This window comes from Pseudomonas sp. lyk4-R2A-8 (assembly GCF_030209095.1).
Taxonomy (GTDB): domain Bacteria; phylum Pseudomonadota; class Gammaproteobacteria; order Pseudomonadales; family Pseudomonadaceae; genus Aquipseudomonas; species Aquipseudomonas quebecensis.
The window spans coordinates 350,095-374,209 of the sequence record NZ_JARVSS010000002.1 but is presented as its reverse complement, the minus strand read 5'-3'; the positions used below and the strand labels follow the sequence as shown (position 1 = coordinate 374,209).

21 protein-coding genes are annotated in these 24,115 nt (G+C 59.8%); 7 read left to right on the top strand and 14 right to left on the bottom strand.

Annotated elements, in window-relative coordinates:
* Positions 1 to 17: 17 nt before the first annotated feature.
* The 3 genes from alg8 to yaaA all read right to left on the bottom strand — a co-directional run bounded on the left by alg8 (position 18) and on the right by yaaA (position 4,523).
* The gene (gene alg8, locus QRN10_RS02965; RefSeq protein WP_034137041.1) at positions 18 to 1,487 is read right to left on the bottom strand and encodes a mannuronan synthase; all 1,470 of its coding nucleotides are present in this window, start codon (positions 1,485 to 1,487) and stop codon (positions 18 to 20) included.
* Positions 1,488 to 1,591: 104 nt separating this feature from the next.
* Positions 1,592 to 2,908, bottom strand: coding sequence for a nucleotide sugar dehydrogenase (locus QRN10_RS02960; RefSeq protein WP_181078483.1), 1,317 nt, complete (start codon positions 2,906 to 2,908; stop codon positions 1,592 to 1,594).
* Between the two features lie 835 nt (positions 2,909 to 3,743).
* Positions 3,744 to 4,523, bottom strand: coding sequence for a peroxide stress protein YaaA (gene yaaA / locus QRN10_RS02955; RefSeq protein WP_253510565.1), 780 nt, complete (start codon positions 4,521 to 4,523; stop codon positions 3,744 to 3,746).
* 120 nt (positions 4,524 to 4,643) lie between these two features.
* On the opposite strand from yaaA, the gene QRN10_RS02950 reads away from it, so the two are divergent.
* Both QRN10_RS02950 and QRN10_RS02945 read left to right on the top strand, forming a co-directional pair.
* The gene (locus QRN10_RS02950) at positions 4,644 to 5,765 is read left to right on the top strand and encodes a polysaccharide deacetylase family protein (protein ID WP_181078479.1); all 1,122 of its coding nucleotides are present in this window, start codon (positions 4,644 to 4,646) and stop codon (positions 5,763 to 5,765) included.
* Between the two features lie 342 nt (positions 5,766 to 6,107).
* A complete protein-coding gene (locus tag QRN10_RS02945; protein WP_253510567.1) occupies positions 6,108 to 7,502 on the top strand; it encodes a PhoH family protein in 1,395 nt (464 codons plus the stop codon).
* Positions 7,503 to 7,548: 46 nt separating this feature from the next.
* On the opposite strand, the gene QRN10_RS02940 is transcribed toward QRN10_RS02945, so the two are convergent.
* The 3 genes from QRN10_RS02940 to QRN10_RS02930 are packed head-to-tail and all read right to left on the bottom strand — an operon-like array spanning position 7,549 to position 12,196.
* The gene (locus QRN10_RS02940; RefSeq protein WP_285427819.1) at positions 7,549 to 10,611 is read right to left on the bottom strand and encodes a MexW/MexI family multidrug efflux RND transporter permease subunit; all 3,063 of its coding nucleotides are present in this window, start codon (positions 10,609 to 10,611) and stop codon (positions 7,549 to 7,551) included.
* A complete protein-coding gene (locus tag QRN10_RS02935) occupies positions 10,608 to 11,759 on the bottom strand; it encodes an efflux RND transporter periplasmic adaptor subunit (protein WP_181078473.1) in 1,152 nt (383 codons plus the stop codon). The genes QRN10_RS02940 and QRN10_RS02935 overlap by 4 nt, the downstream gene beginning before the upstream one ends.
* A 23-nt stretch (positions 11,760 to 11,782) precedes the next feature.
* Positions 11,783 to 12,196 (bottom strand): VOC family protein, encoded by a 414-nt coding sequence (locus tag QRN10_RS02930; RefSeq protein ID WP_285427818.1) that lies wholly within the window; start codon positions 12,194 to 12,196, stop codon positions 11,783 to 11,785.
* Between the two features lie 47 nt (positions 12,197 to 12,243).
* On the opposite strand from QRN10_RS02930, the gene QRN10_RS02925 reads away from it, so the two are divergent.
* On the top strand, positions 12,244 to 13,170 hold the full coding sequence (locus tag QRN10_RS02925; RefSeq protein WP_181078469.1) for a LysR family transcriptional regulator: 927 nt from the start codon (positions 12,244 to 12,246) through the stop codon (positions 13,168 to 13,170).
* On the opposite strand, the gene ribD is transcribed toward QRN10_RS02925, so the two are convergent.
* The 6 genes from ribD to QRN10_RS02895 form a co-directional block, all read right to left on the bottom strand.
* Positions 13,149 to 14,255, bottom strand: coding sequence for a bifunctional diaminohydroxyphosphoribosylaminopyrimidine deaminase/5-amino-6-(5-phosphoribosylamino)uracil reductase RibD (ribD, locus tag QRN10_RS02920; protein WP_181078468.1), 1,107 nt, complete (start codon positions 14,253 to 14,255; stop codon positions 13,149 to 13,151). The genes QRN10_RS02925 and ribD overlap by 22 nt on opposite strands.
* A complete protein-coding gene (locus tag QRN10_RS02915; protein WP_266248017.1) occupies positions 14,252 to 15,955 on the bottom strand; it encodes a WD40 repeat domain-containing protein in 1,704 nt (567 codons plus the stop codon). Before QRN10_RS02915 ends, ribD begins: the two co-directional genes overlap by 4 nt.
* Before the next feature lie 69 nt (positions 15,956 to 16,024).
* On the bottom strand, positions 16,025 to 16,624 hold the full coding sequence (locus QRN10_RS02910) for a GTP cyclohydrolase II (RefSeq protein ID WP_253510575.1): 600 nt from the start codon (positions 16,622 to 16,624) through the stop codon (positions 16,025 to 16,027).
* 71 nt (positions 16,625 to 16,695) lie between these two features.
* Positions 16,696 to 17,703: a formylglycine-generating enzyme family protein gene (locus tag QRN10_RS02905; protein ID WP_181078462.1), complete on the bottom strand. Its 1,008-nt coding sequence runs from the start codon at positions 17,701 to 17,703 to the stop codon at positions 16,696 to 16,698.
* A 65-nt stretch (positions 17,704 to 17,768) separates the two neighbouring features.
* Positions 17,769 to 18,515, bottom strand: a complete 747-nt coding sequence (locus tag QRN10_RS02900) for a class I SAM-dependent methyltransferase (RefSeq protein ID WP_181078460.1) — start codon at positions 18,513 to 18,515, stop codon at positions 17,769 to 17,771.
* 90 nt (positions 18,516 to 18,605) lie between these two features.
* Positions 18,606 to 19,052 carry a DMT family transporter gene (locus QRN10_RS02895; RefSeq protein WP_181078458.1) on the bottom strand — a complete coding sequence of 149 codons (447 nt, stop codon included), beginning with the start codon at positions 19,050 to 19,052 and terminating at the stop codon, positions 18,606 to 18,608.
* 187 nt (positions 19,053 to 19,239) lie between these two features.
* Between QRN10_RS02895 and moaC the strand changes: the two genes are divergently transcribed.
* From moaC to moaE, 3 genes are read left to right on the top strand one after another with little or no spacing between them, the layout of a single operon-like run.
* Positions 19,240 to 19,713 (top strand): cyclic pyranopterin monophosphate synthase MoaC, encoded by a 474-nt coding sequence (gene moaC / locus QRN10_RS02890; RefSeq protein ID WP_181078456.1) that lies wholly within the window; start codon positions 19,240 to 19,242, stop codon positions 19,711 to 19,713.
* The gene (moaD, locus tag QRN10_RS02885) at positions 19,710 to 19,952 is read left to right on the top strand and encodes a molybdopterin converting factor subunit 1 (protein ID WP_181078455.1); all 243 of its coding nucleotides are present in this window, start codon (positions 19,710 to 19,712) and stop codon (positions 19,950 to 19,952) included. The genes moaC and moaD overlap by 4 nt, the downstream gene beginning before the upstream one ends.
* 2 nt (positions 19,953 to 19,954) lie before the next feature.
* Positions 19,955 to 20,404 (top strand): molybdopterin synthase catalytic subunit MoaE, encoded by a 450-nt coding sequence (moaE, locus tag QRN10_RS02880; RefSeq protein WP_181078453.1) that lies wholly within the window; start codon positions 19,955 to 19,957, stop codon positions 20,402 to 20,404.
* 42 nt (positions 20,405 to 20,446) lie between these two features.
* On the opposite strand, the gene rhlB is transcribed toward moaE, so the two are convergent.
* Both rhlB and QRN10_RS02870 read right to left on the bottom strand, forming a co-directional pair.
* Positions 20,447 to 21,910 carry an ATP-dependent RNA helicase RhlB gene (rhlB, locus tag QRN10_RS02875; protein WP_370694744.1) on the bottom strand — a complete coding sequence of 488 codons (1,464 nt, stop codon included), beginning with the start codon at positions 21,908 to 21,910 and terminating at the stop codon, positions 20,447 to 20,449.
* A 102-nt stretch (positions 21,911 to 22,012) separates the two neighbouring features.
* Complete coding sequence (locus tag QRN10_RS02870; protein ID WP_253510579.1) at positions 22,013 to 22,669, bottom strand: alpha/beta hydrolase; 657 nt, start codon at positions 22,667 to 22,669, stop codon at positions 22,013 to 22,015.
* Positions 22,670 to 23,014: 345 nt separating this feature from the next.
* Between QRN10_RS02870 and QRN10_RS02865 the strand changes: the two genes are divergently transcribed.
* A complete protein-coding gene (locus tag QRN10_RS02865; protein ID WP_034096005.1) occupies positions 23,015 to 24,046 on the top strand; it encodes an amino acid ABC transporter substrate-binding protein in 1,032 nt (343 codons plus the stop codon).
* Positions 24,047 to 24,115 lie beyond the last annotated feature (69 nt).

The window sequence follows — 24,115 nt, the reverse complement described above, 5'->3', positions numbered from 1 at the left end:
ATTCAGGCTTGGCTGGGTCAGACCATCATCAGCAACACGGCGACGAAAATGCTGCCGGCGGAGAAGGTCATGGTCCGAGACGACCAGGTGTTGAACCAACGCTGAAAGCTGGCCAAATCGCGGGTCAGTTTGGTGTCCTGGCGGGTCCAGGACTGTTGATCAAGGCGGAAGAACACGTAGATCTTCACCAACGCGCCCATGATCTGGTTGTAATAGAGAATCAGCGGGTAGGCCGGGCCGATCTTGTGGCCGGAGCACGACAGCAGCAGGGTCAGAATCAGGCGGGTGATGCCGATCCACAGCAGGTACGCCAGGATGAACGCGCCGCCGTACTTGAAGGTGGCGATGATTGCCACGGTCAGGCCGAGCAGCGAAGTCCACATCGACACGCGCTGGTCGAACAACACGATGCTGGTGAACAGACCCAGGCGACGCACACCCAGGCCCAAGGCACGGGAGTTCTGGCGCAGGTTGTTGCCGTACCAGCGGAACATCAGTTTGCGGCTGGCCTTGATAAAGCTCTTTTCCGGCGGGTGTTCCACGGTGTTGATCGCGGCATCCGGCACGTAGAACGTGTCGTAGCCCAGGCGCATCAGGCTGAACCAGCTGGACTTGTCATCACCGGTGAGGAACTTGAAGCGGCCCAGGCGCCAGTGCTGCAGCGAGTCGCTTTCCACGTCGGCGATAAAGCCCGGGTCGGTGACCACACTCGCACGGAACACCGACATGCGACCGGTCATGGTCAGTACGCGCTTGGACAGGGCCATGGAGCACATGTTGATGTGGCGTTGGGCGAACCGCAGCTTGTGCCATTCGCTCATGATGTAACCGCCGCGCACTTCGCAGAACTCGTTGGTGGTGAGGCCGCCGACGTTGCCGAACAGCTGGAACCACGGCACGGTCTTGCGCACAACGCCTTCGGCGAGCACGGTGTCGCCGTCGATCACCGCCACGACCGCGCGGTCATCCGGCAAGTGACGCGAAATGGCACGGAAACCAAAGGCCAGGCCGTCGCGCTTACCGGTGCCGGCGATACGCACGAAGTCGAGCTTGACGTGTTCCGGTGGGTTCATCTTTTCCCAAAGGCTCTTGACCAGCAGCTCATCGGACATCTCCACCAGCGAGCAGACCACCGTGGTCGGGAAGCCACAGTCGATCGCTTCGCGAATCACCGAGCTGTACACCTGCGCGGTGGTCAGCGCATCGATGCGGAAACTGGTGACCATCAGGAACACATGGGACGGGTCGGCGGCCTTGCCCAGCTTGCGGACTTTGCGGCGCAGGTGCGGGTAGACCACATACAGGAACAGCATGCCGCGAAAGAAATGCGTAGCACCCATCGAGTAGCGCCAGATACCGACGGCGCCAATCAGGAAAATAAAATTCTTCGACTCGGAGTCGAATGTGCTGGCTGGCAAAGCCAGAGCTAGAAGCGCTAAAAGCGCCAGAAATACTAGCCAGCCAGTGGCTTGGTTTAACCGTTGCATATTTGTGTCCGTCACGGGGGAGTAGGGCCACAAGCGGCAAGCTATAAGCTGAAAAACGATCGCTTCTAACTTGCCGCTTGCCGCTTGAAACTAGCCGCTGCCCCTTACCAACAAATGCCTTCAGTGCGGCCGCTCACGCTGGTGGCCTTGGACATGAAGCCCACCAGGTCGACCACTTGCTTGCCGTCCGGCGCGTTATGGGCCAGGGCGCGGAACTTCTCGTCGCGGTTGCCCAGGATGATCACGTCGGAGTTGTTGATCACATCGTCGAAGTCCGAGTTGAGCAGGGACGACACGTGCGGGATCTTGCCTTCGATGTAGTCCTTGTTCGCGCCGTGGACACGGGCGTACTCGACGTTGCTGTCGTAGATGCTCAGGTCGTAGCCCTTGCCGATCAGCATTTCGGCCAGCTCTACCAGCGGGCTTTCGCGCAGGTCGTCGGTACCGGCCTTGAAGCTCAGGCCCAGCAGGGCGACTTTGCGCTTGTCGTGGCCGGCGACGATGTCGAAGGCGTTCTGCACCTGGGACTCGTTACTGCGCATCAGCGAGTTGAGCAGCGGTGCTTCCACGTCCAGGGAGCCGGCGCGGTAGGTCAGGGCACGCACGTCCTTGGGCAGGCACGAGCCGCCGAACGCGAAGCCTGGACGCATGTAGTACTGGGACAGGTTGAGGGTCTTGTCCTGGCAGACCACTTCCATCACTTCGCGACCGTCGACGCCGACGGCCTTGGCAATGTTGCCGATCTCGTTGGCGAAGGTGACCTTGGTGGCGTGCCACACGTTGCAGGTGTACTTGATCATCTCGGCAACGGCGATGTCCTTGCGGATGATCGGTGCATCGAGTTCTTCGTACAGCGACTGCAGGACATCGCCGGAGGCTTTGTCGAACTCGCCGATGACGGTCATCGGTGGCAGGTCGTAGTCGGCGATGGCGGTGGATTCACGCAGGAATTCCGGGTTGACCGCGACGCCGAAGTCGACGCCGGCTTTCTTGCCGGAGCAGTCTTCCAGGATCGGGATCACAACGTTGGCCACGGTGCCCGGCAGCACGGTGCTGCGCACCACGATGGTGTGGCGGGTGGTCTTGTCACGCAGAACAAAACCGATCTCGCGGCATACCGACTCGATGTAGTTGAGTTCCAGGTCGCCGTTTTTCTTGCTTGGCGTGCCGACGCAAATCATCGACAGGTCGGTATCGCGGATGGCTTCGGCGAAGTTGGTGGTGCCGCGCAGTCGACCCGTTTGGATACCCTGGCTCAACAATTCGCCCAGACCCGGTTCAACGATTGGCGATTTGCCGGCGTTGATCAGGTCGATCTTTTCCTTGGAAATGTCCACGCCGACTACTTCGTGGCCACGGGCAGACAGGCAACCGGCACAGACAGCGCCAACGTAACCCAAACCAAATATGCTGATGCGCATCGCATTTACCTCGTTGTCATTGAAGACGGTGTTAATCATGCCAATAAATGGCCGGAGTTCATGTTTGCAAGCGTCACTGATGCCCGCGGAAGTTGGGCGAATAGACGCCGACTTGCCGCGTACAGGCATGTTAAATAGTGAGTGACTAATAATTGCACTCAAGTAGGGCGCAACATGGCCTTGTTATTGGGGCTTGCCCTCAAATGCAGCCGGCCTTCCTGGGAGAAGGGCCTGGCGCCAGTGCCACAGAGCTTTGATAGAGGCAATAAGCCTATAAAAATCAAAACCTTGGGATGTATCACTGACCCATTGGGGTAAGCGCAGCCTTGGCCTTATAGTTCGTGGCAATACTTCCTTATTGCCGCCTTTAACTAGTCAGTCGGTAATATGACCCATGAGTCAAAGTTAATGTGACAACTTCGCTACTTCCTTTGGTCGCCATGTAAGTCATCTCTTACAGCATCAGAGAATTTCGTTACCGGTGGTATGAGCGGCGCTTTAGGACGAAGTTCCTGGCCGCTCATCCTGTTTCCTGAAATTTCTTGAAATACGAGCAGAGATGGCACTAGTACTATATTGATAGCACTTGCTATTTGGGCCAGTAGTTATGGGGAGTTGGCACGCAGGGATAGTTTTGTGCCACTAGTGTTAAAAAAAACCAGTGCCACTACGAAAAAATTCGATGAATGTCGAGTGAAACTATTGATAGGGTTGTGTCGTGATATTTTTTGACGTCAAATAAATGGCGATTTTGTCTGAAGTGCAAACAAAATGTGGGAGGGGCTTGCCCCCTCCCACATTTGGATTTCATTGTCTGAGAAAGGCTGGTACGGCCTTATTGCGGTGCATGATCGCGCAGGAACACCAGGTTGTCCGGCTTGGACTGCTGCGCATTGAAGCGGTAGCCCTGTACATCAAACTCCTTAAGCTTGGCCGGGTCGTTGATGCGTTCTTCGATCACGAAGCGGCTCATCATGCCCCGCGCTTTTTTCGCGTAGAAACTGATGATCTTGTACTGGCCGTTTTTCAGGTCCTTGAACTCGGTATTGATGATCCGGGCGTTCAGGGCCGTGCGTTTGACCGCCGAGAAGTACTCGTTGGACGCCAGGTTGAGCAGCACATCATCACCTTGCGCGGCGAGGGCTTCATTGAGCCATTCGCTGATCCGCGTACCCCAGAAGGCGTACAGGTCCTTGCCACGAGCGTTGGCCAGCTTGGTGCCCATCTCCAGGCGATACGGCATCATCAGGTCCAATGGGCGCAGCAGGCCGTACAGGCCCGAGAGCATGCGCAGGTGGTCCTGGGCGTAGCTGAAGTCGGCGTCGCTGAAGGTGTCGGCGTTGAGGCCGGTGTACACGTCGCCTTTGAACGCCAGCAGGGCCTGCTTGGCATTTTCGGGCGTAAAGGCCGGTGTCCAGCTGCCGAAACGCGCGGCGTTGAGGCCGCCGATCTTGTCGGAGACGTGCATCAATTCGCTGATCTGCGCCGGGCTGAACTGGCGCAGTTGCTCGATCAGTTCCTGTGAGTGGTCCAGGTACTGCGGCTGGGTAAAGCGCGCAGTGACCGGCTTTGACTCGAAATCGAGAGTTTTGGCGGGGGAAATCACCATCAGCATGAAGTTGGCTCCTGTAATCGTGGGCGCGATTCTAGGGGCTTGGGCGATTTGACTCCACCTATGATGGCGATAGGCACGATCCGCTATGATGGCCGGTAGTTCTGGAGAGGGAGACCCTGTGTGCGAATAGCGCTTTTATTGTCCGCTGGTCTGTTGTGCATGAGCGCTCAGGCGGCGTCGGTGGACGTCGCCAGCCTGGACCGTGGCACCTGGCCCGAAAAGCTCACCAGCCCGGCATTGTTCGATGTGGGCTCGCGTGCCGAAATCCTGATGTTTGCTCACAGCCTGCTGGCCAGCGAAACTCAGGATGACGCCGCGCTCAAGCAGCGGCTGGGGCTGAAGATCATCAACCTGGCGGCCATCAACGATCTGCGTCGTGAACTGTGGCGGCGCCTGCTGGAGAATTACAGCGTGGCCCAGCAGAGCTGCGAGGTGGATGCCTCCTTCTGCTATCTGGTGGAAAACATGGACGACCTGCGCGAAGAGGCCGGCAAGTTCGAGGTCAGCGCAAACTCCTTCTATATAGATTGGGCTGCCCCCAGTCATGCCTTCCATGAGCGCTACCTGGACGAGTTGCTGCGCAAGGCCGCGCTGTTTCCGCAGATCGGCAGCGAAGTCGCGCGCTTCGGCGAACATGAGCGCAACGGCGATGAATTCAATGACCGTTTGTTCCTGCTGACCTTCGACGGCGGCCCCGCGCCTGTCAGCGGCAACACTGATTGGCTCGCCGACTATCTGCGCAAACAGAAGATGAACGGGATTTTCTTTGTCCTCGGCAGCAGCCTGCAGACCCGCCTGGAGCGCAGCTCCGCCGCCGATGTGCAGGCGTTGTACCAAGGCCAGTGCGTGGGCACCCAGGGCTGGCAGTACCGCTCCCACAGCCACTGGGTGGACTGGCAAAGTTCGATTACCCGCAGCGCTGCGCTGGCGCAGAACCTGATGCCGGAAAACTATGTGCCACTGTTTCGCCCACCCTATGGTCAGCGTCGCGCGGACAGCCAGGGGTTCTTCCAGTCACAGGGCTTGCAGGTGGCGTTGTGGGACATCGATTCCCAGGATGAGCCGGGCAGGCTCAAGGCACAAGAATCGGCGCAGCGCGTGCTCACGCTGATGCTGTTGTGGCGCAAAGGGGTGATTGTGTTTCATGACACGCAGGACAAAGCGCGGGTGGCGTTGCCCTGGTTGTTGCAGGCAACGGCACAGAGCGGGCTCGGCTGGCAGGACTGTCGCGAAGCGTTTTGAGCAAGTGCCCGGCCCTGCTGGGGATGCGCGGTTTTCGGGGTGATTTGGTGCGACATTTCGATGCAGGCGGACTTCCGACTTTAACGGCGTGGCTGGCACTCGGCTAGTGCTATTCGTCATCCTGAAAAATAAACTTCAAAAAAGCGTCAAAGTGCTTTTTCCTGTCACACGTTTTGCGGTATTACGAAGTCAGATCGCCGAAACCTGCAGCACAGGTGGCGTCTTCCAAGACTCCTCATGTGGGCAATGCACTTGACGTCACTCAGGTGCATTCGGTGGTCGAATCGAGGCGCAGCACCGCCCAGGTATTGCGTCGACTGGCTCCCACAAAGGTGACCGAGTATGGATGATCATGGACGTAACCCTTCTTCCGACCAGCCAATCCTTTACGTGCTTGATACCAACGTATTGATCCACGATCCAAACGCACTGCTCAATTTCGAAGAACACCACGTCGCTATCCCGATGATCGTGCTTGAGGAGCTCGATAAACTCAAAAGCGGCCACCACAGCGTTGCCGCCGAATGCCGCCAGGCCATCCGCCTGATCGACAAGACATTGGGCGAAGCTTCGCCCGACGACGTTGAGGTCGGTGTGCCGATCCAGCGCGGCAAAAGCGGGCCCAAGGGCTTGCTGTCGATTCTGATGAGCAAGCGCAACGAACCCAACAGCCTGCTGCCGGAAAACCTCAACGACAACAAGATCATCAATCAGCTGATCGATCTGCACGCGCGTGACAAGGACCTGCGCGTGGTGCTGGTGACCAAAGACATCAATATGCGCCTCAAGGCCCGCGCGTGCGGGATCGCGGCCGAGGACTACAGCACCGACCAACTGGTCGACGACGTGTCGATGCTCTCCCGTGGTTATCACATGATGACCGGCTCCTTCTGGGACCGCGTCAGCAAGGTCGAAACCCGCCAGGACCATGGCCGCACCTGGCATCAGGTTCAGCTCACCGATAACCTGCCGGCTGTGCATATCAATGAATTCATTGTCGATGAGCAGGGCTTTGTGGGCTGGATCAAAGAGATCCAGGTCGACAAGCTGCTGATTCTCGACCTGCATCAGGAGCCTCTGTTGCACCAGGAAGCCTGGGGCCTGAAACCGCGTGACATCTATCAAAGCCTGGCGCTGTATGCGCTGCTCGACCCGGACATTCACCTGGTCAACCTGACCGGTGCCGCCGGCTCGGGCAAAACCATCCTCGCCCTGGCCGCCGCCATCGAGCAGACCATGGTGACCAAGCGCTATCGCCGTATCATCGCCACCCGCAGCGTGCAGGGCCTGGACCAGGAAATCGGTTTCCTGCCCGGCACCGAAGCGGAAAAAATGGAACCGTGGCTGGGGGCAATCACCGACAACCTCGAAGCCTTGCACATGGATGACGAAAACACCCATGGCAGCGTCGACTACATCCTCAGCAAAGTGCCGTTGCAGTTCAAATCCCTCAACTACATCCGAGGTCGCAGCTTCCAGCAGAGCCTGATTTTGATCGATGAGTGCCAGAACCTTACGCCGCACCAGATGAAAACCATCATCACCCGTGCCGGCGCCGGTTCCAAAGTGGTGTGCCTGGGTAACCTGGCACAGATCGACACCCCTTACCTGTCCGCGACCAGTTCCGGGCTGACTTACCTGACGGAACGCTTCAAGGATTTCCCGAACGGCGTGCACATTGCGCTGCAAGGGGTGCCTCGCTCGATTCTTGCCGAATACGCCGAATCCCATCTCTAAACGATGCACTGACTGGAACGGGCGTCCCTTGGGGCGCCCGTTTTTATCAGGCGGTTTTTTCGACCAGTGCCCAATCGATCGCCGGCTTATGCGCACGCGACAACAGCGTGTACACCGACGGCAGCACGAACAGCGTGAACAACGTGCCCACCAGCATCCCGATCACAATCACCAGGCCCAGGCCAAAGCGACTGCTGGCGCCGGCCCCGGACGCGAACAGCATCGGTACCAGGCCGACCACCATCGCCGCCGTGGTCATCAGGATCGGCCGCAGGCGAATCCGCGCCGCGCGGATGATCGCCTGCGCCGGGGTGCAGCGGTACAGCACCTGCAATTCATTGGCGAACTCGACCATCAGGATCCCGTGTTTGCTGATCAGCCCGATCAGCGTCACCAGGCCGATCTGCGTGTAGATATTGATCGTGGCCAAGCCCAGGGCCAGCGGGATCAATGCGCCGCAGATCGACAGAGGTACCGTGATCAGGATGATCAACGGGTCGGTCAGGCTTTCATACTGCGCGGCCAGCACCATGTAGATCACGATCAGCGCAAACAGGAACGTCAACATCAACGCATTGCCTTCGTGGATGAACTGTCGGGAATCGGCCTGCCAGTCATGGCTGAAGCTGGCGGGCAGCTGTTGGCTGTACTTCTGCAGGAACGCCACCGCCTGGCCCAGGCTGACCCCCGGCGCTGGAATGCCCTGAAAGGTCGCGCTGTTCTGCTGGTTGAACTGCTTGAGCTTGTTCGGCTCAATCACGCCATGCAGGCTGACCACGGTCGACAGCGGCACCTGCTGGCCTGCGTCGGTATCCAGGTAGAAGGCATTCAGGTCCTGGGGCGTAAGGCGTTGCGACGGCTCGCTCTGGGGAATCACATCATAGGACCGGCCTTGCAGGGCGAAACGGTTGGTGTAGTTTTCGCCGATCAACACCGCCAGGGTACTGCCGATGTCCTGCATGCGAATTCCCAGGCTGTTGGCCTTGCTGCGGTCGATGCGCACCTGGGTCACCGGGTTGTTGAACGCCAGGTCGCTGTCGACTACCGCAAACAGTCCGCTGGCCCGTGCCTGGGTTTTCAGCTCTTCCATGGCCTGGTACAGCGAGCGGTAGTCCTCGGTGCTGCGGATGACCATCTGCACCGGCAAGCCCCCGGTCGAGGCGGGCAGTGGCGGCAGCTGGAACACGAAAATCGAATTGCCCTCCACCGCGTCCACGCTTTGTTGCAATTGGGCCTGGATGCTCGCGGCGCTGCGTTGGCGCTGCGACCACTCGCTGAAGTTGACCCCGGCAAAGCTGGCCGCCACCCCGTCGTTGCCATTGATGATCCACGTACTGACGGCCTCCGGCAGCTGGCCGAGGATCTCGCTCAACTGATAGGCGTAGCGCTCCACGTAATCCAGGTTGGCGTGCTGCGGTGACTTGATTGCCAGCAGCAGGTTGCCCTGATCCTCATTCGGCGCCAGTTCCTTGCTGGCCTGCCCGTACAGCCAGGGCAGGCTGATCAGCACCAGTGCGCCCAGCAGCAGGATCAGCCCACGCTGGCGCAGCGAGCTGAGCAGCGCGCGTTGATACAGGCGTGCCAGGCGTTGGAAGAAGCGTTCGGCCAGGCGGCTCATGCGCCCTTCATGTTCGTGGCTGGGCAGCAGCTTGGCGCACATCACTGGAGTGAGGGTCAGGGCGATGATCCCGGAGACCAGTACCGCGCCGGCCAGGGTCAGGGCGAACTCCTTGAACAGCGCGCCGGTCAGGCCGTTCATCAGGCCGATAGGCATATAGACAGCGGCCAGGGTGATGGTCATGGCGATTACCGGCGAGGCGATTTCCCGCGCGCCGAACAGCGCGGCTTGCAACGCCGTGCGGCCTTCCTTGAGGTGACGGTGAATGTTTTCCATCACCACGATGGCATCATCCACCACCAGGCCGATGGCCAGTACCATGGCCAGCAGCGTCAGCAGGTTGATGCTGAAGCCGAACAGTGCCATCAGGCCCAGGGCGCCGAGCATCGACAGCGGGATGCTGACAATGGGGATGATCACGCTGCGCACCGAGCCCAGGCACAGGTAGATGATTACCACCACGATCAGGATCGCTTCGATCAGGGTTTCGATCACTTCGATGATCGATGCCTCGATAAAGTGTGCGGTCTCGAACGCCAAGGCCACGTTGACCCCCGGCGGCAGGGTTTTCTCGATGGCCGGCAGCAGGCGCTTTATATCGGCGACGATCAGCAGCGGGTTGCCCGTGGGCGTCGCGTACAGGCCCAGGTGCACCGCCGGCTTGGCATCCATCAAGGCGCTGGTTTCATAGACGGCCGAACCAAGTTCCACCGTGGCGATATCGCGCAGGCGCAGCAGGCGATCACCGTTGTTGCTGAGGACCATGTCGCGAAACTCATCCAGGCTGCTCAAGTCGGTATTGACCTGGATCGAGGAGACCACGTATTGACCCTTGATCTGGCCCGGCGCGGCCTGGAAGTTGTTGGCACGGATCGCCTGTTCGACCTGGGCGGCACTGATGCCGTGGCCGGCCATGCGTTGAGGGTCGAGCCACAGGCGCATGGCCAGGCGCTGGCCACCGAAAGTCTCGACCTTGGCTACGCCCTCGATGGTGGAAAACAGCGGCTGCACCACGCGGCTGAGGTAGTCGCTCAGGGCCGAAGCAGACAGCGAGTCACTGGAAAAACCCACATAGGCCACCGCCGTTGCATCGCCGGCGGAGCGTTCGATCACCGGGTCGTAAGCCTGTTCCGGCAGGCGATATTTGACCTGGTTGACCTTGGCGATCACATCGCTCAGGGCCTTGGCCGAATCCTGGTTGAGCGCCATGCGCAAGGTGATCTGGCTGCGGCCCTGCACTGAGGACGAGCTGACGTAGTCCACGCCTTTCACCGAGGCCAGCGACTGGTTGATCGGCTGGGTCACGAAGCCCTGCATCAGTTCGGCGGGAGCGCCGGGATAGTCAGTGGTGACGCTGATCACCGAGCTTTCCAGCAGCGGGTACTGGCGCACGGGCAGATCGAGGTAAGCCTTGAGGCCGGTCAGCACGATCAGCAGGCTGACCACCAGGGCCAGCACCGGACGGCGCACGAAGAGGTCGGTGAATTTCACGGCTGGTCTCCGGTCATGCTCAATCGCGCGGGCACGTTCGCATCGTTCAATACGGTGCGTTCCATGGGCTCGATGGCAGCGCCGTCACTGAGCTTGATCTGCCCGGAAATGACCACCTGTTCACCCGGATTCAAACCTGAGTCGATCACCACCCGGCCATCGCGGCGTTCGCCGGTCTTGACCAGCACCCGGCGTACAGTCGGCGGGGTGTCGGCGTCTGGCGCGGGCTGCACCACAAATACATCTTCGCCGTAGGCGTTATAGGTGATCGCCGTTTCCGGCACGGTCAGCGTAGTGCTCGACGGCGGCAGGGGCAGGCGCACTTTGGCGAACATGCGCGGCAAGGCGCCGTGTGTCGGCGCTTGCAGCAGAGCCTGGACACTCAGGGTGCGCGAGCGATCGAGGAACGGGTCGATGCTGCTGATGCGCGCGGTGTAGCGCTGCCCCGGCAGGGCATCAAGTTGCACGTTCAGGCTGTTACCTACTTTGAGTTGCGCCAAAGCTTGTTCCGGCACGCTGAAATTGACGTACAAACCCTGGTCGCCGACCAGGTTGATCAGACTGTCGCCTGGGTTGACGTACTGCCCCAGGTGCACCTTGCGAATTCCCAGTGTGCCGGCGAACGGCGCGCGAATGGTCAACTGGTCGATCTGCGCCTTGAGTTCCTGCAGGGCCCCTTGAGCGGTGGTGTACTCGGTCTGGGCATTGTCATAGGCTTCGTGGGAAATGGCGTTGACCTTGACCAGGCTGCGCGAGCGTTCCAACTTGACCTTGGCGTTTTCCAGCTCGCTTTGCAGGCGCATCAGGCTGCCGCGCTGTGGCGCATCGTTGAGCTTGACCAATACCTGGTCGCGCTCTACGCGCTGACCGGATTCCACCGGCAACTGCACGACGCGCCCGCCGACCTCGGCGGGCACGCTCACCTGTTGCACCGCTTCCAGCTCGCCAATTGCCTCCAGGTAGCGGGAGAACGGCGCACCGCTGACCGGCTCAATCGCAACTTTTATCGGCGCCGGGGCATAGGCGGCAACGGCCGGATGGCTCCAGCGCCACAGGCCCCAGGCCACGGCGAGCAGCAGGAGCACGGCGATCAGCAACGTTACGGTGGTTCGGGAAACGGCACGTCCCGGTGTGCTGACGTAAGGCATAAGCTTCATTCCTTGAAGAGTCATCAATAGATGGACCAGCAGCCCGGTGTCAACAGTTCGACGAGATTCGCATCCGGGTCGCGAAAGTACACACTCGACCCACCCTTGGGCCAGTGCGTACGCCCTTCGATAGCGATATTGGCCGCGTCCAGACGCTGTTCCCAGGTTGGCAGGTCTTCGGCGTCGATGGCGAAACAGATGTGGATACGCCCGTTGGCGTCATGGGGCGGGATCTCGCCGCCGCTCAAGTATTTGGTGTGCAGGGAGGCGCCCCGTTTGAACAACAAGAGAGTATTCTGCTGACCGACGTTGAACGCGACGAGCACGCTGCTCTCGACCATCGCCTCCAGTTGCAGGTGCTGGCTGTAAAATGCTTTGGCGCGCTCGAGGTCATCCACATACAGCGCGGTCTCAATAATTCGTTTGATTTGAGGCATGGTTTGCTCCTTGTTGAAGGGTTGCTCCCTGAAATGGAATTCACCGCATGATCACGGTCTTACTGCGCAATATCGATTTGAATCTGTTAGTGGTGCTCGACGCACTGCTGACCGAAAAACACGTCACCCGCACAGGGGCGCGTCTGCATTTGAGCCAGCCGGCCATCAGTCATTCCCTGAGTAAGCTGCGGGCGCTGCTGGACGATCCGATCCTGATCCGCGACGGCAACGAGGTGATGCTCAGCGCCTTGGCGCAAAACCTCCAGGGGCCGCTGCGGGAGATTCTCAGCCAGATCGAAACCTTGTTCGGCAAGTCCATCGACTTCGACGCGGCCAGCTCCCAGCGCACCTTCCAGTTGGCGATGTCGGATTACGGCGCGGCGATTATCTTGCCAAAGTTGCTGGTGCGACTGCGTCACGAGGCGCCGAACACTACCCTGGTAGTGACTCAGGGCAGCCGGCATGGGATGTTCGAGCAAGTGGCACAGGGCAAGATCGACTTGGCCTTGGGGGTATTCCCCAGCCTGACGCCCGATGTGTCGATGGAAGTGTTGTTCGAGGAAAGCTTTTCCTGCCTGCTTGACCGGCGGACCTTGCCCAAGAAAGGCGTGCTGGATCTTGAGAGCTACCTGGAGCGCCCGCATATCCAGGTGTCCATGGACGGCGGCACGAATGGCGAAGTGGACAGCTTGCTGCGCGCCGAAGGCTTGCGCCGTCGTATCGCCGTCAGCGTGCCGCACTGGCGCACCGCGCCGAGCCTGCTGCACAACACGGACCTGATCCTCACCGTGGCGACGCGCACCCTGGAAGACACCTTGCTTAACCCGGATCTGGTGCGATTGCCGCCACCGTTCAGCATTCCGCGCTTTCCCTTTGTGCAAATCTGGCACCAGCGTTTCTGTGACGATCCGGCACATGCGTGGTTGCGCGATCAGGTCAAGCAAGTGGTGGCTCATACCATGCCGGTCGACTGATCGGGGCGCAGGCGCAGGCGCAGGTCCTGCCCCAATTGAGTAACGTCGTACAGGGTGAAGTCCAGCGAATGCGTCAGGTGTTCCAGCTCCGGCAGATGCACCAGCGGACGTGCCAGGTCGCCCAGCAGCCGCGGTGCCACATAGAGCAGCAACTCATCGACGAGGCCCGCGCGCAGCAAGTTGCCGGCCAGCGTCGGACCGGCTTCAACCATGACGTCATGCAGGCCCCGCTGGCTCAGGTGAGTCATCAGGGCGTGCAGATCCAGGCCCTGCTGACTGCCCGGCAGGCCGAGCAGGCGTTCGCCGTTCGCCCCTTGCGGCACATGGCGTTCGTGCATCACATGCAGGCTCGGCGCCTGGTCGTCGAACACGCGTGCGGTCTGCGGCACGCGTGCCTGGCTGTCGAGGATGACCCGCAATGGCGCGATAGCCTCGGCGGACGCCATTTCACGCACGGTGAGCGAGGGGTTGTCCGCCAGTACGGTGCCGCTGCCGGTCAGAATCGCTGCACTACGCGCTCGCCAATACTGCACGTCGGCGCGCGCCCGGGCGCTGGTGATCCACTGCGAGCTGCCGTTGTTGAGCGCGGTGCGGCCGTCCAGACTCATGCCCATCTTCAGTTGCACCCAGGGGCGCTGGCGCTTGACCGTGGATAAAAATCCCCGGTTGAGTTCCCGCGCCGCGACGTTGAGCAAGCCGACCTTGACCTCGATCCCGGCCGCGCGCAGTTCGGCGATGCCGCGACCGTCGACCTGCTTGAACGGGTCTTCATGGGCCACGATCACGCAGGCCACGCCGGCCTCGATCAGCGCCTGGTGACAGGCGCCCGTGCGGCCGACATGGCTGCACGGTTCGAGCGTCACATAAGCGGTGCCACCCTTGGCCAGGGCGCCGGCCTGGCGCAGGGCAAACACCTCGGCGTGCGGACCACCCGCACGCCGATGCCAGCCTTCACCCACGATATGCGTACCGTGGGCGATGACACACCCGACCCGAGGATTGGGCCAGGTGGAGTGAATGCCGCGCTCGGCCAACGACAATGCATGGTGCATATGTTGAAAGTCGATTTCGCTGAAGTGGGTCATTGGCGTGAATGCCGTGCCGAGGCCTGGACGGCGATCGGATAGATGCGGCCATCGTAGGCGCTGGCCAGGAAGCCGCTGCCCTCGGCGTCGTGGGTCAGGCAGGAGATACCGCTGGCGGTGATCTTCTCCACCTTTGCCCAACTGCGCCTGGCCAGGTCGAACACGGCCACGGTGCCGCCGTAGCTGCCGGTAGCGATCATCTTACGGTCCTTGGAGATGGCGATGCACTTGATCGAGTGACTATGCGGGGTGTCGTAGACTTCACTGTTACCGGCCTGCCACAGGCGCAGCTTGAGGTCGCGGCCGATGCTGGCGAAGCCGCCCTGGATCTGCGTGCAACCGTTGGAGATGCGGTCGTGGGCTTTGTCGAGATAGGTCTCCAGTTCGAAGTCGGCAATCCGGAAAAACGCCGCCGCCGCCGTCGCGCACACGCTGAACAGATACTGCTCATCCGCCGCGATGCCCTTGATCGCGTTTTCGTGCATGCGCACTTCGCGCAGAAATTGCGGCTGTTGATCCACCAGCTTGAAGATCAAGGCTTCGCCGGTGTAGGTACCGATCGCGGCATGCAGCTCGCCGTCCTTTTCAAAGGTGGTGCCGCAGTTGAGCGGCGAGCGGTGCTGGTAGACCACGTCCCCGGTCTTGGCGTCGAACACCGTGCCCATCTGTCCGCCCGTCAGCACGCTGGCGCCGAATGGCAGCAGGAAGTTGCACAGGCTGCCGGCCATGGTGCTGGGCTGGCCATTGATCTGCAGGATGCCGGCGTCGCCGATGCTGTAAATGTCGTCGCCGACCACCGTCACCGCGTTCAGGCTGATGGCCGGCTCGATGCCGCCGATGTCCCATTGCTGAGTAGTGAAATCCCAAGTGGCGTAGGTGGAGCCAAAGGTTACGAAGGCGATGCGCTGGTCGCCGAGCAATGCGCAGCTACGTGGCCAGATGATGCTTGGCAGTGAGGTCTGTGCGGTTTTCTCAAGTTGATTGGCGGCGGTCAGCTTCCACAGCATCACGCAACGGTCATAGCTCAAGCTGACCAGCATACGTTGCGCGTCGTTCCACACAATGCGCTTGATCCCGGCGGCGTGGGCCGGTTGCAGGTAGGTACCGCTGCTGCTGATCACCGAAATTTTGCCCTCGTCGTCGCCGGCAAATATGATGCCTTCGCGGGACAAGGCCACGGTGTCGGTCTCGACGCCGCCGAGGTCGATAATGTCCAGTTGCTCGCCGTTGGCGGCATCCCAGCGGCGGATCGAACCATCATCGCTGCTCGACACCAGGGTCTGGCCGTCGGCGGCCCAGCACACCGAGATTACATCGGCCTCATGGCCGGTCAGGATTTTCCGGGTTTGCCCGCTGAGGTCGAACAGGCGGATGGTGTGGTCGCGCGAGCAGGTGGCGATGGTCTGGCCGTCTGGCGAGAAGGCGGCCATTTCTATGTCGTCATCGTGGCCAACGAGCACGCTTTTCAGGCGCAACGAAGGGATTTCCCAGACCCGAGCGGTGTAGTCGCTGCTGGCACTGACCAGCAGAGTGCCGCTGGCGTTGAACGCGCATTGGTTGGCCAGGTGATCGTGGAGTACGCGCTGGATCGGCGTCTTGGTGCGCGCGTCCCAGAGAATGACTTGGTTGTCATACCCGGCGGTGGCGACATAGGTGTCGTTGAACGTTGCAATACCGCTGATAGGGCCAAAATGTCTCATGCGTCATTATCCTTAATGTTGAGGTTGGCTTATTGCGGGCGACCTGAATGATTCAGCCGCGCGAGCGAGTTATTTCACCAGTTTGATGACGTGATTTTTCTTATCGACTTTTGCTTGCAGGTAATGGGTGTTGTGGCGCGTCACGAATACACCGGTAGGAATAACGTTATCGACCACGATACCGTTATCCACCAAGGCCTGGACTTTATCCGGGTTGTTGGTGATCAATTGGCAGTGTTTGATATTCAATGCTTTCAACATGCCCGCGGCCATGGAGAAGTCGCGTCCATCTTCGGGGAAGTTAAGATGGGCGTTTGCCTCGAACGTATCCATGCCGGAATCTTGCAGGCGATAAGCATCCAACTTGGCATATAGTCCGATTCCCCGACCTTCTTGGCGCAGGTAAATCAAATAACCACCGACTTCCCGCATACGCTCGATGGACTCATTTAATTGCGGACCACAATCACAGCGTTGTGAGCTGAAAACATCACCCGTCAGGCATTCGGAATGAATCCGGACTAATGGACTGACTGGATTGGCCGGTCCCAGTTTGATGACAATATGTTCGTGGTCGGTTTCGAGTCCGCTGAAAGTATAAAAAGTCCCCGGATTCGAAGTGTCATCCAAGGGAATATCTACGTGATTGCGTACGCTTAGGCGGTTCATGGCGGTTCCTTCCATGCTGAATGATTAACGCGTTTTTATTCTGAATTCTTTCGTTTTAAGACAAGGAGGGGCTACAGGGTTTTGGCGAGGCGAAAACCCATTACATAAATCTGTCGCGGATATTTGCCGTGGCGCCGGCAGTTGCGTGTCAGGTCGCGGAAGCGGGTGAAACTGCCGCCGCGGGCTATGCGATGAGTGCCCACCACATTGACCAGATCGTCGGTGATGGCCGTGCCACCGGGGTAGGGGGCATAGTCATCGATCACGTATTCTTCGACATTGCCGGCCATGTCCAGGCAGCCAAAGGGCGATGCGCCATCAATCAACAGGCCGACCGGCGTGGTGTCGAACAGGCCCATTTCAGCGGTGTTGGCGTGCTGCGGCAGAAAAGTCGGGCCCCAGGGGTATTCGAGGTTTTCCGGGCCGGCCGCGGCGTATTCCCATTCGGCTTCGGTGGGCAGCCGGTAGGCCTGGCCACTCGCCGCGCTGAGCCAGGCGGCGTAGGCATCGGCGTCTTCAGCGGTGATGCCGTACACCGGGTGGTTGGCGCGTTCGTTGGGGTATTGGCCGAACGCCCAGCTTTCGGGAATCCGCGCCTGGCCTGAGGCTTCGAGAAAGGCGCGGTATTCGAGGTTGGTGACCGGGTATTTGCCAATTGCGTAGGGTTGCAGGTACACCGGGTGGCGCGGTACTTCCTTGGCGATCCAGTCGCGATCCAGGCCAAGGCCCTGCAGGTCGTGCATGACCTGATCCACCGCCGTCTCGGCCAAGCCGATTTCCACCTGGCCGCCACTGATGTGGATCATTGCCGGATTGAGCACGTCGAGCCGCGGGTCCACGGTCAGGGCCAGCAGTTGGGCGGCGGCATAGCGCCAGGCGAGTGGCGAGACCGGGTTTTCCACGCGGTCAGCCAACTGTTCGATGGACTCTTCCGCGAGCTGGCGCCAGGCGGTCAGGGGTAGCTTCAGGTTAAGCGCGCCCTGGAAGTGTTCAGGCAGGCCCATCAAAAATCGGTCGGTCATCTCGGGGGTCAGGGGGCCGTCGAACACCGGCCAATGGTTGAAACCCTTGGAAGTCATAACGCTGGTTTCCTGCTGCGATAAGCAAAAAAGACACGCGCATCCAGATGCGGCGCGCCCGGCTTTCATAGGGTGCAGATCAGTCCGGTCTGCAGGCAGTTGCGCTCGAAGTCATCCCAGTAGCCCTCAGGATGCTTGGCCCGTTCGGCATCAGAGATGATGGGTTTTTGCCATTGCAGGCGCGGGAAACCGGCCTTCATGATTGCCAGCTCATAACGCTCACGGCTCCAGCGATGAAAGGTAAAGGCGCTGGGTGGCTGGGTGACGAATTCAGCGTGGTGACGAAAGCCGCCCTCGTGGGCTTCCTCGGTCAGCACATGCACGCCGTACTTGGTGAAGTTGCCGCGTTGCAGTTGGAACGTCGGCTCCACGGTGTAGGCCACGACGCGGCCGCCGGGGGCGAGGTTGTTGGCGGCCACTTGGAACATCTTGTCCAGCTTTGCCGGCGAGTCGGCATAGTTGAATAACCATGCGGCAGTAATCAGATCGAATTTGCCGAGTATGCCCAGATCACAGATATCGCTGACGTGGTACTCGATCGCTTCCTGGTTACGCGCCGATTCCTTGCGAGCCAGGTCTATCATCGAGGCGGAAATATCCACCCCAACCACTTTACTCGCACCCTGGCGATATAACTCGCGGCCAAAGAAACCGAAGCCACAGGCCAAGTCTAGTACTGACTTGCCTTTGACATCGCCGACCATATGGAAAAACGTCGCGGTTTCTACTGAACGCTGGGAGGCCGTATCCGTGAAAGCCTCGAAGCGTTCGCCAATAGCGTCATATGTAGCGGTTGCAGATTGCTTAGTCATTGCCTCACCTTTTTAAAAATAATAGCTGTCGTCAATCCCTGACTCGGGAACATGAAGAAGTCTTCTGTTTCGGTGACCCGTCTTTCATTTTCATGTGCGCGTTGTAATAAGAAAACCTCCTATGACGACAATCACGCCGACCAATTTATTGATATTAATAGACTGCTTGGGAAATCCGATCAGGCCAAAGTAGTCAATCGCAATTGAAACGATAAGTTGGCCGACCAACACCGCCATGATGAAATTTAGTGCGCCGAGCCGCGGTGCCATCAATAAAGCAACGGTGATGTAAAACACACCCGCGACACCGCCCATCCAAATCCACCATGGACCTTCTTGTACCGTCGATAAGTTTGGGCGGGGGGCTTTTACAACAATGATGACAACGATGAGCACGACCAGGCTGACCAATAAGGAAACGGCGGTTGCCCACAAAGGGTGGCCCAGGAGATTGCCCAGTTTGGCGTTAGTCCCTGCTTGCAAGGGCACTGCGAAACCGGCGAATAAACTGAGCAGGACAAACATCAGTAAGGTCATGGAGTTTGCTTTCCGTTTTTTTAAAGTTTTACGGTGATCGGTTTGACGGCGCCAATTCTTTGTTCTGATGAGCCGTATTCGTCACGCTGATCGGCCATTGGCTGCTACTTGGCCGCGCAGCGGAATCAGGCGTGCGCGATGTTGACCGGCGGGTTTACAATCGGCGCTCCCGATCAGGAGTATCGCTGTGCTGACTCATCTCGATTCCCAAGGTCGCGCCCATATGGTCGACGTCACCGATAAATCCGTGACGTTCCGTGAGGCCGTGGCCGAAGCGCGTGTGCGCATGCTGCCCGAAACCCTGAAAATGATCGTCGACGGCGCTCATCCCAAGGGCGACGTGTTCGCGGTGGCGCGCATCGCCGGGATCCAGGCCGCGAAAAAGACCAGTGATCTGATCCCCCTTTGCCATCCTCTGATGCTGACCGGCGTCAGGGTCGAGCTTAGTGCCGAAGGCGAGAATGCGGTGCATATCGTGGCGCGCTGCAAACTCTCCGGCCAGACGGGCGTGGAGATGGAAGCGTTGACCGCCGCCAGCGTCGCGGCCTTGACGATCTACGACATGTGCAAGGCGGTGGATCGCGGCATGACCATCGAAAACATTCGTCTGCTGGAAAAACTCGGCGGCAAGAGCGGGCATTTCAAGGCGGACCAGGCATGAGCATCAACGTATTGTTTTTTGCGCGATACGCCGAAGCGGTAGGCTTCGATTCGCTGGAGATGGAAGGTGAGTTCGCCACTGTCGACGCCGTGCGCCTGGCGTTGGCCTGTGATCCGGAGTTTGCCGTACTTAACGAGACGAGCCTGATGTGTGCGCGCAACGAGGAGTTGTGTGACCTCGATGAGCCGGTGCAGGCCGGCGACGAAGTGGCATTTTTCCCGCCCGTGACTGGAGGCTGAGCATGACCATTCGTGTGCAGGCCGAGGCCTTTGACCCCGGCGCGGAAGTCAACGCCATGCATGCCGCGAATGTTGGCGTGGGGGCGGTGGTGAGCTTTGTAGGCTATGTACGCGATTTCAACGATGGCCGCGATGTGTCCGGCATGTTCCTGGAACACTATCCGGGCATGACCGAAAAAGCCCTGGCCAGGATCGCCGTGGAAGCCGAGCAGCGCTGGCCGTTGCTCAAGCTGCAGGTGCTGCACCGCGTAGGCGCCCTGGAACCGGGCGAGCCGATCGTGTTTGTTGCGGCGGCGAGCGCCCATCGCCAGGCCGCGTTCGACGCCTGTGCATTTGTGATGGACTACCTGAAGACCCGCGCGCCATTCTGGAAGAAAGAAAACACACCGGAAGGTGCGCGTTGGGTGGAAGGGCGGGACAGCGACCACGCCGCGGCGGATCGCTGGAAGTAGCCAGCCGAAGACCTATCTCAAAATCAGCTTATCGCATTCAGCTCAGGGGCGTTTGCGTTCCACGGCTCGCAATAGATGCGTCGGCGGTGTCTCGCAGCTGATCTTGCGGCCCAGCAGCGCCTCGATCGACGGCAACTGGTAGGAGTCATCCTCACCGGCAAAACTGATCGACACACCCGCCGCGCCCGCGCGGCCGGTACGGCCAATCCGGTGCACATAGTCGTCAGGCACTTCCGGCAGGGTGAAGTTGATCACGTGGCTGATGCCGTCGATGTGAATCCCGCGGCCTGCCACGTCGGTAGCCACCAGCACGCGAATCTTGCCTTCGCGGAAACCTTCCAGGGTCTTGATGCGCTTGTGCTGCGGTACATCACCGGACAGTTGCGCAGCGTTGACGCCATCGCGCACCAGGCGTTCTTCGATGCGGCGCACTTCATCCTTGCGGTTGGCGAACACCATCACCCGCTCCCAACCGTTGTCATTGACCAGGTTATAGAGCAGTTTGTATTTGTCGGCGCCGGCCACGGCGTAGATATGCTGCTCGACATTTTCGCTGGCCACGTTCTCGGCTTCGATCTCAACGATCGAAGGATCAGTGGTCCACTGCTTGGCGAGGTTCATCACGTCTTCGGTGAAGGTCGCGGAGAACAGCAGGGTCTGGCGCTCGGCCTTTGGCGGGGTCTGGCGAATGATCTGGCGCACCTGCGGGATAAAGCCCATGTCGAGCATGCGGTCGGCTTCGTCCAGCACCATCACTTCGACCATGTCCAGGTGCACGTCGCCGCGCTGGTTGAAGTCCAGCAGGCGGCCCGGGGTGGCCACCAGAATGTCGCAGTGGCGCGCTTCGAGGTGCTTGAGCTGCTTGTCGAAGTCCATACCGCCGACGAACGTCATGACGTTGAGGCCGGTGTACTTGGTCAGGTCGGCGGCGTCCTTGGCGATCTGCACCACCAGTTCGCGGGTCGGGGCGATGATCAGCGCGCGCGGTTCACCCATGTAGCGCTCTTTGGGCGGCGGCGTTTGCAGTAACTGGGTGATGATCGAGATCAGGAACGCAGCGGTCTTGCCCGTGCCGGTCTGGGCGCGGCCGATGGCGTCTTTGCCGGCCAGGGTAAAGCCCAGCACCTGCGCCTGGATCGGTGTGCAGTACGGGAAACCCAGGTCCTGGATGGCATGCATCAGTTCCGGGGCCAGCTTGAAATCATGGAAGCGGGTCTTGCCTTCCTGAGGTTCGACGACGAAGTCTTCGAGTTTCCACGGGATGACCGGCGGTTTGGGCGCGCGTTCACGCCGTGGGGCCTTGGGCTGAGGGGCTGGGGCGGCTTGAGCAGGCGTTGCCTGTTGGGGCGCCATCACCGTCGGCTTATCGGGCTGGACGGCAGGTGCGGTCCGGCCGGGCTGTTGACCGTCACTGCGGCTGCCGTGTGTCGGGACAGGGGCGCTGGGAACAGGCGCGAGCGGCTCAGCCTCGCTTTTGCCGAACATCTTCTTGAGTGCTTCGAGCACGGTGATCTCATTAATTGGTTAAGGAATATACGCCGGCCAGTGTAATGCAAGAAACGGGCGCGGCGTAGTGCGTCTGTCATACGGCTACATAACGCCAGGCTTTCAGCGCAGGCGTTCGCTCAGCCACGTGCCAATCTCGCTGATCTCCTGGGGTAACACTTCGTGGCCCATTGGGTATTCCCGCCATGTCACGGTGACACCATGGTGCTTCAAGTACTCCATTGCTGTGCGGCCCATGACGTTTTGCACCACGTTGTCGTGCTGGCCGTGCAGGCACAGGGTGGGAATGCGCTGCTGGCTGGCCGACAGCTCCAGTGCGTCATCGAAAGTCGGCGCGTAAGTGGAGAGGGCAATCACGCCACCCAGGGGCCCCTGCCATTTAAGGAAAGCCGTGTGGTAGACCACGGCGCCACCCTGGGAAAACCCCGCGAGGAAAATCCGCGAAGCGTCTATCCCGGTTCTTTTTTGCGCTTCGATCAAATCCATAACGGTTTTTGCCGAGCTTTCCAGCTCTTCCAGGCTGATGGACCTGGCCGGGCTCATGGCCTTTATGTCGTACCAGCTGGGCATCTCATAGCCGCCATTGATCGTCACCGGGCGGGTTGGGGCCTGGGGTAAAACGAAACGGGTCGACGTTAGATTTTTCTGTAGGAGTTCGGCTACAGGCAAGAAGTCATATTGATCGGCCCCCAGGCCATGCAACCAGATTACGCAGGCGTCAGCTGCCTTGGCGGGCTCAAGAATCAAGGGTTCGGTCATGTCTGCTCCAAAAAAGTGCGCGCGCTCCGATAGGGTGCGTCGCAACGGTGCGTAGTAGGTTTATCTGTTACGAAAATGTCGCAAGTTTGACTCTTTAGTGCTTGACCATAGGTTGAAGCAACTCCGTCCTCACTCTGGTACGGCGCTTGCTATGCACATGTCGATGTCAGGTCTCTTCCGTGACGGTAACACTATCAGTGACTGCCGCTTTCGGGATAGCAACTGGACTTACAGCGACAGCCTCTTACTGTTTGACCCCAAAAAAAGCCAACACGGGTCAAGGTCGCCTCAAAAGGGTGCGGTGGGGTTCGAGCTCCGACACAACAAGAGCAACTGGAGGTTTGAATGAAGGTATTGAAATCCACCCTGGCCATCGTTTGCGCGGCCGCTGTACTGGGTGTCAGCGGTTTCGCCCAAGCCGGCGCTACCCTGGACGCCGTGCAGAAGAAAGGCTTTGTGCAATGTGGCGTGAGTGACGGCTTGCCGGGTTTCTCGGTACCGGATGCCAGCGGCAAGATCCTGGGGATCGACGCTGACGTGTGCCGCGCAGTGGCGGCTGCCGTATTCGGCGACGCGACCAAGGTCAAATTCAGCCAGTTGAATGCCAAGGAGCGTTTCACCGCGCTGCAATCGGGCGAAGTCGACATTCTGTCCCGTAACACCACCATGACCAGCTCCCGCGACGCCGGCATGGGCCTGAAATTTCCAGGTTTCATTACCTACTACGACGGCATCGGCTTTCTGGTTAACAACAAGCTGGGCGTAAAAAGCGCCAAGGAACTGGACGGTGCAACCATCTGCATCCAGGCCGGTACCACCACCGAACTGAACGTTTCCGACTACTTCCGTGGCAACGGTCTGAAATACACCCCGATCACCTTCGACACCTCCGACGAAAGCGCCAAGTCGCTGGAATCCGGGCGTTGCGACGTGCTGACCTCCGACAAGTCCCAACTGTTCGCCCAGCGCAGCAAGCTGGCCTCGCCGAAGGACTATGTCGTATTGCCGGAAACCATCTCCAAGGAGCCGCTGGGCCCGGTCGTGCGTAACGGCGACGACGAGTGGCTGGCTATCGTGCGCTGGGTAGGCTACGCCATGCTCAACGCTGAAGAAGCCGGTATCACCTCGAAAAACGTCGAAGCTGAAGCCAAGTCCACCAAGAACCCGGACGTGGCCCGCCTGCTCGGCGCGGACGGCGAATACGGCAAAGACCTGAAAGTGAAGAAGGACTGGGTCGTACAAATCGTCAAGCAAGTGGGTAACTACGGTGAAGTGTTCGAGCGCAACCTGGGCAAGAGCACCCCGCTGGAAATCGACCGTGGCCTGAACGCACTGTGGAACAACGGCGGCATTCAATACGCACCGCCTGTGCGCTGATCGCTGATGGTTCTGTCACCCGGTGGGCCAACCGCCGGGTGATGTTCTGTTCCATTCTTTCCGGGGCAC

Bases quoted from the DNA above. Each gene is read 5' to 3' on its own strand.
- QRN10_RS02930 (WP_285427818.1), bottom strand. From the start codon at position 12,196: ATGCCTCAAATCAAACGAATTATTGAGACCGCGCTGTATGTGGATGAC.
- QRN10_RS02935 (WP_181078473.1), bottom strand. From the start codon at position 11,759: ATGCCTTACGTCAGCACACCGGGACGTGCCGTTTCCCGAACCACCGTA.
- QRN10_RS02925 (WP_181078469.1), top strand. From the start codon at position 12,244: ATGATCACGGTCTTACTGCGCAATATCGATTTGAATCTGTTAGTGGTG.
- QRN10_RS02910 (WP_253510575.1), bottom strand. From the start codon at position 16,624: ATGAACCGCCTAAGCGTACGCAATCACGTAGATATTCCCTTGGATGAC.
- QRN10_RS02905 (WP_181078462.1), bottom strand. From the start codon at position 17,703: ATGACTTCCAAGGGTTTCAACCATTGGCCGGTGTTCGACGGCCCCCTG.
- moaE (WP_181078453.1), top strand. From the start codon at position 19,955: ATGACCATTCGTGTGCAGGCCGAGGCCTTTGACCCCGGCGCGGAAGTC.
- ribD (WP_181078468.1), bottom strand. From the start codon at position 14,255: ATGACCCACTTCAGCGAAATCGACTTTCAACATATGCACCATGCATTG.
- yaaA (WP_253510565.1), bottom strand. From the start codon at position 4,523: ATGCTGATGGTGATTTCCCCCGCCAAAACTCTCGATTTCGAGTCAAAG.
- QRN10_RS02915 (WP_266248017.1), bottom strand. From the start codon at position 15,955: ATGAGACATTTTGGCCCTATCAGCGGTATTGCAACGTTCAACGACACC.
- QRN10_RS02900 (WP_181078460.1), bottom strand. From the start codon at position 18,515: ATGACTAAGCAATCTGCAACCGCTACATATGACGCTATTGGCGAACGC.
- QRN10_RS02865 (WP_034096005.1), top strand. From the start codon at position 23,015: ATGAAGGTATTGAAATCCACCCTGGCCATCGTTTGCGCGGCCGCTGTA.
- moaD (WP_181078455.1), top strand. From the start codon at position 19,710: ATGAGCATCAACGTATTGTTTTTTGCGCGATACGCCGAAGCGGTAGGC.
- QRN10_RS02895 (WP_181078458.1), bottom strand. From the start codon at position 19,052: ATGACCTTACTGATGTTTGTCCTGCTCAGTTTATTCGCCGGTTTCGCA.
- alg8 (WP_034137041.1), bottom strand. From the start codon at position 1,487: ATGCAACGGTTAAACCAAGCCACTGGCTGGCTAGTATTTCTGGCGCTT.
- QRN10_RS02870 (WP_253510579.1), bottom strand. From the start codon at position 22,669: ATGACCGAACCCTTGATTCTTGAGCCCGCCAAGGCAGCTGACGCCTGC.
- QRN10_RS02960 (WP_181078483.1), bottom strand. From the start codon at position 2,908: ATGCGCATCAGCATATTTGGTTTGGGTTACGTTGGCGCTGTCTGTGCC.
- QRN10_RS02945 (WP_253510567.1), top strand. From the start codon at position 6,108: ATGGATGATCATGGACGTAACCCTTCTTCCGACCAGCCAATCCTTTAC.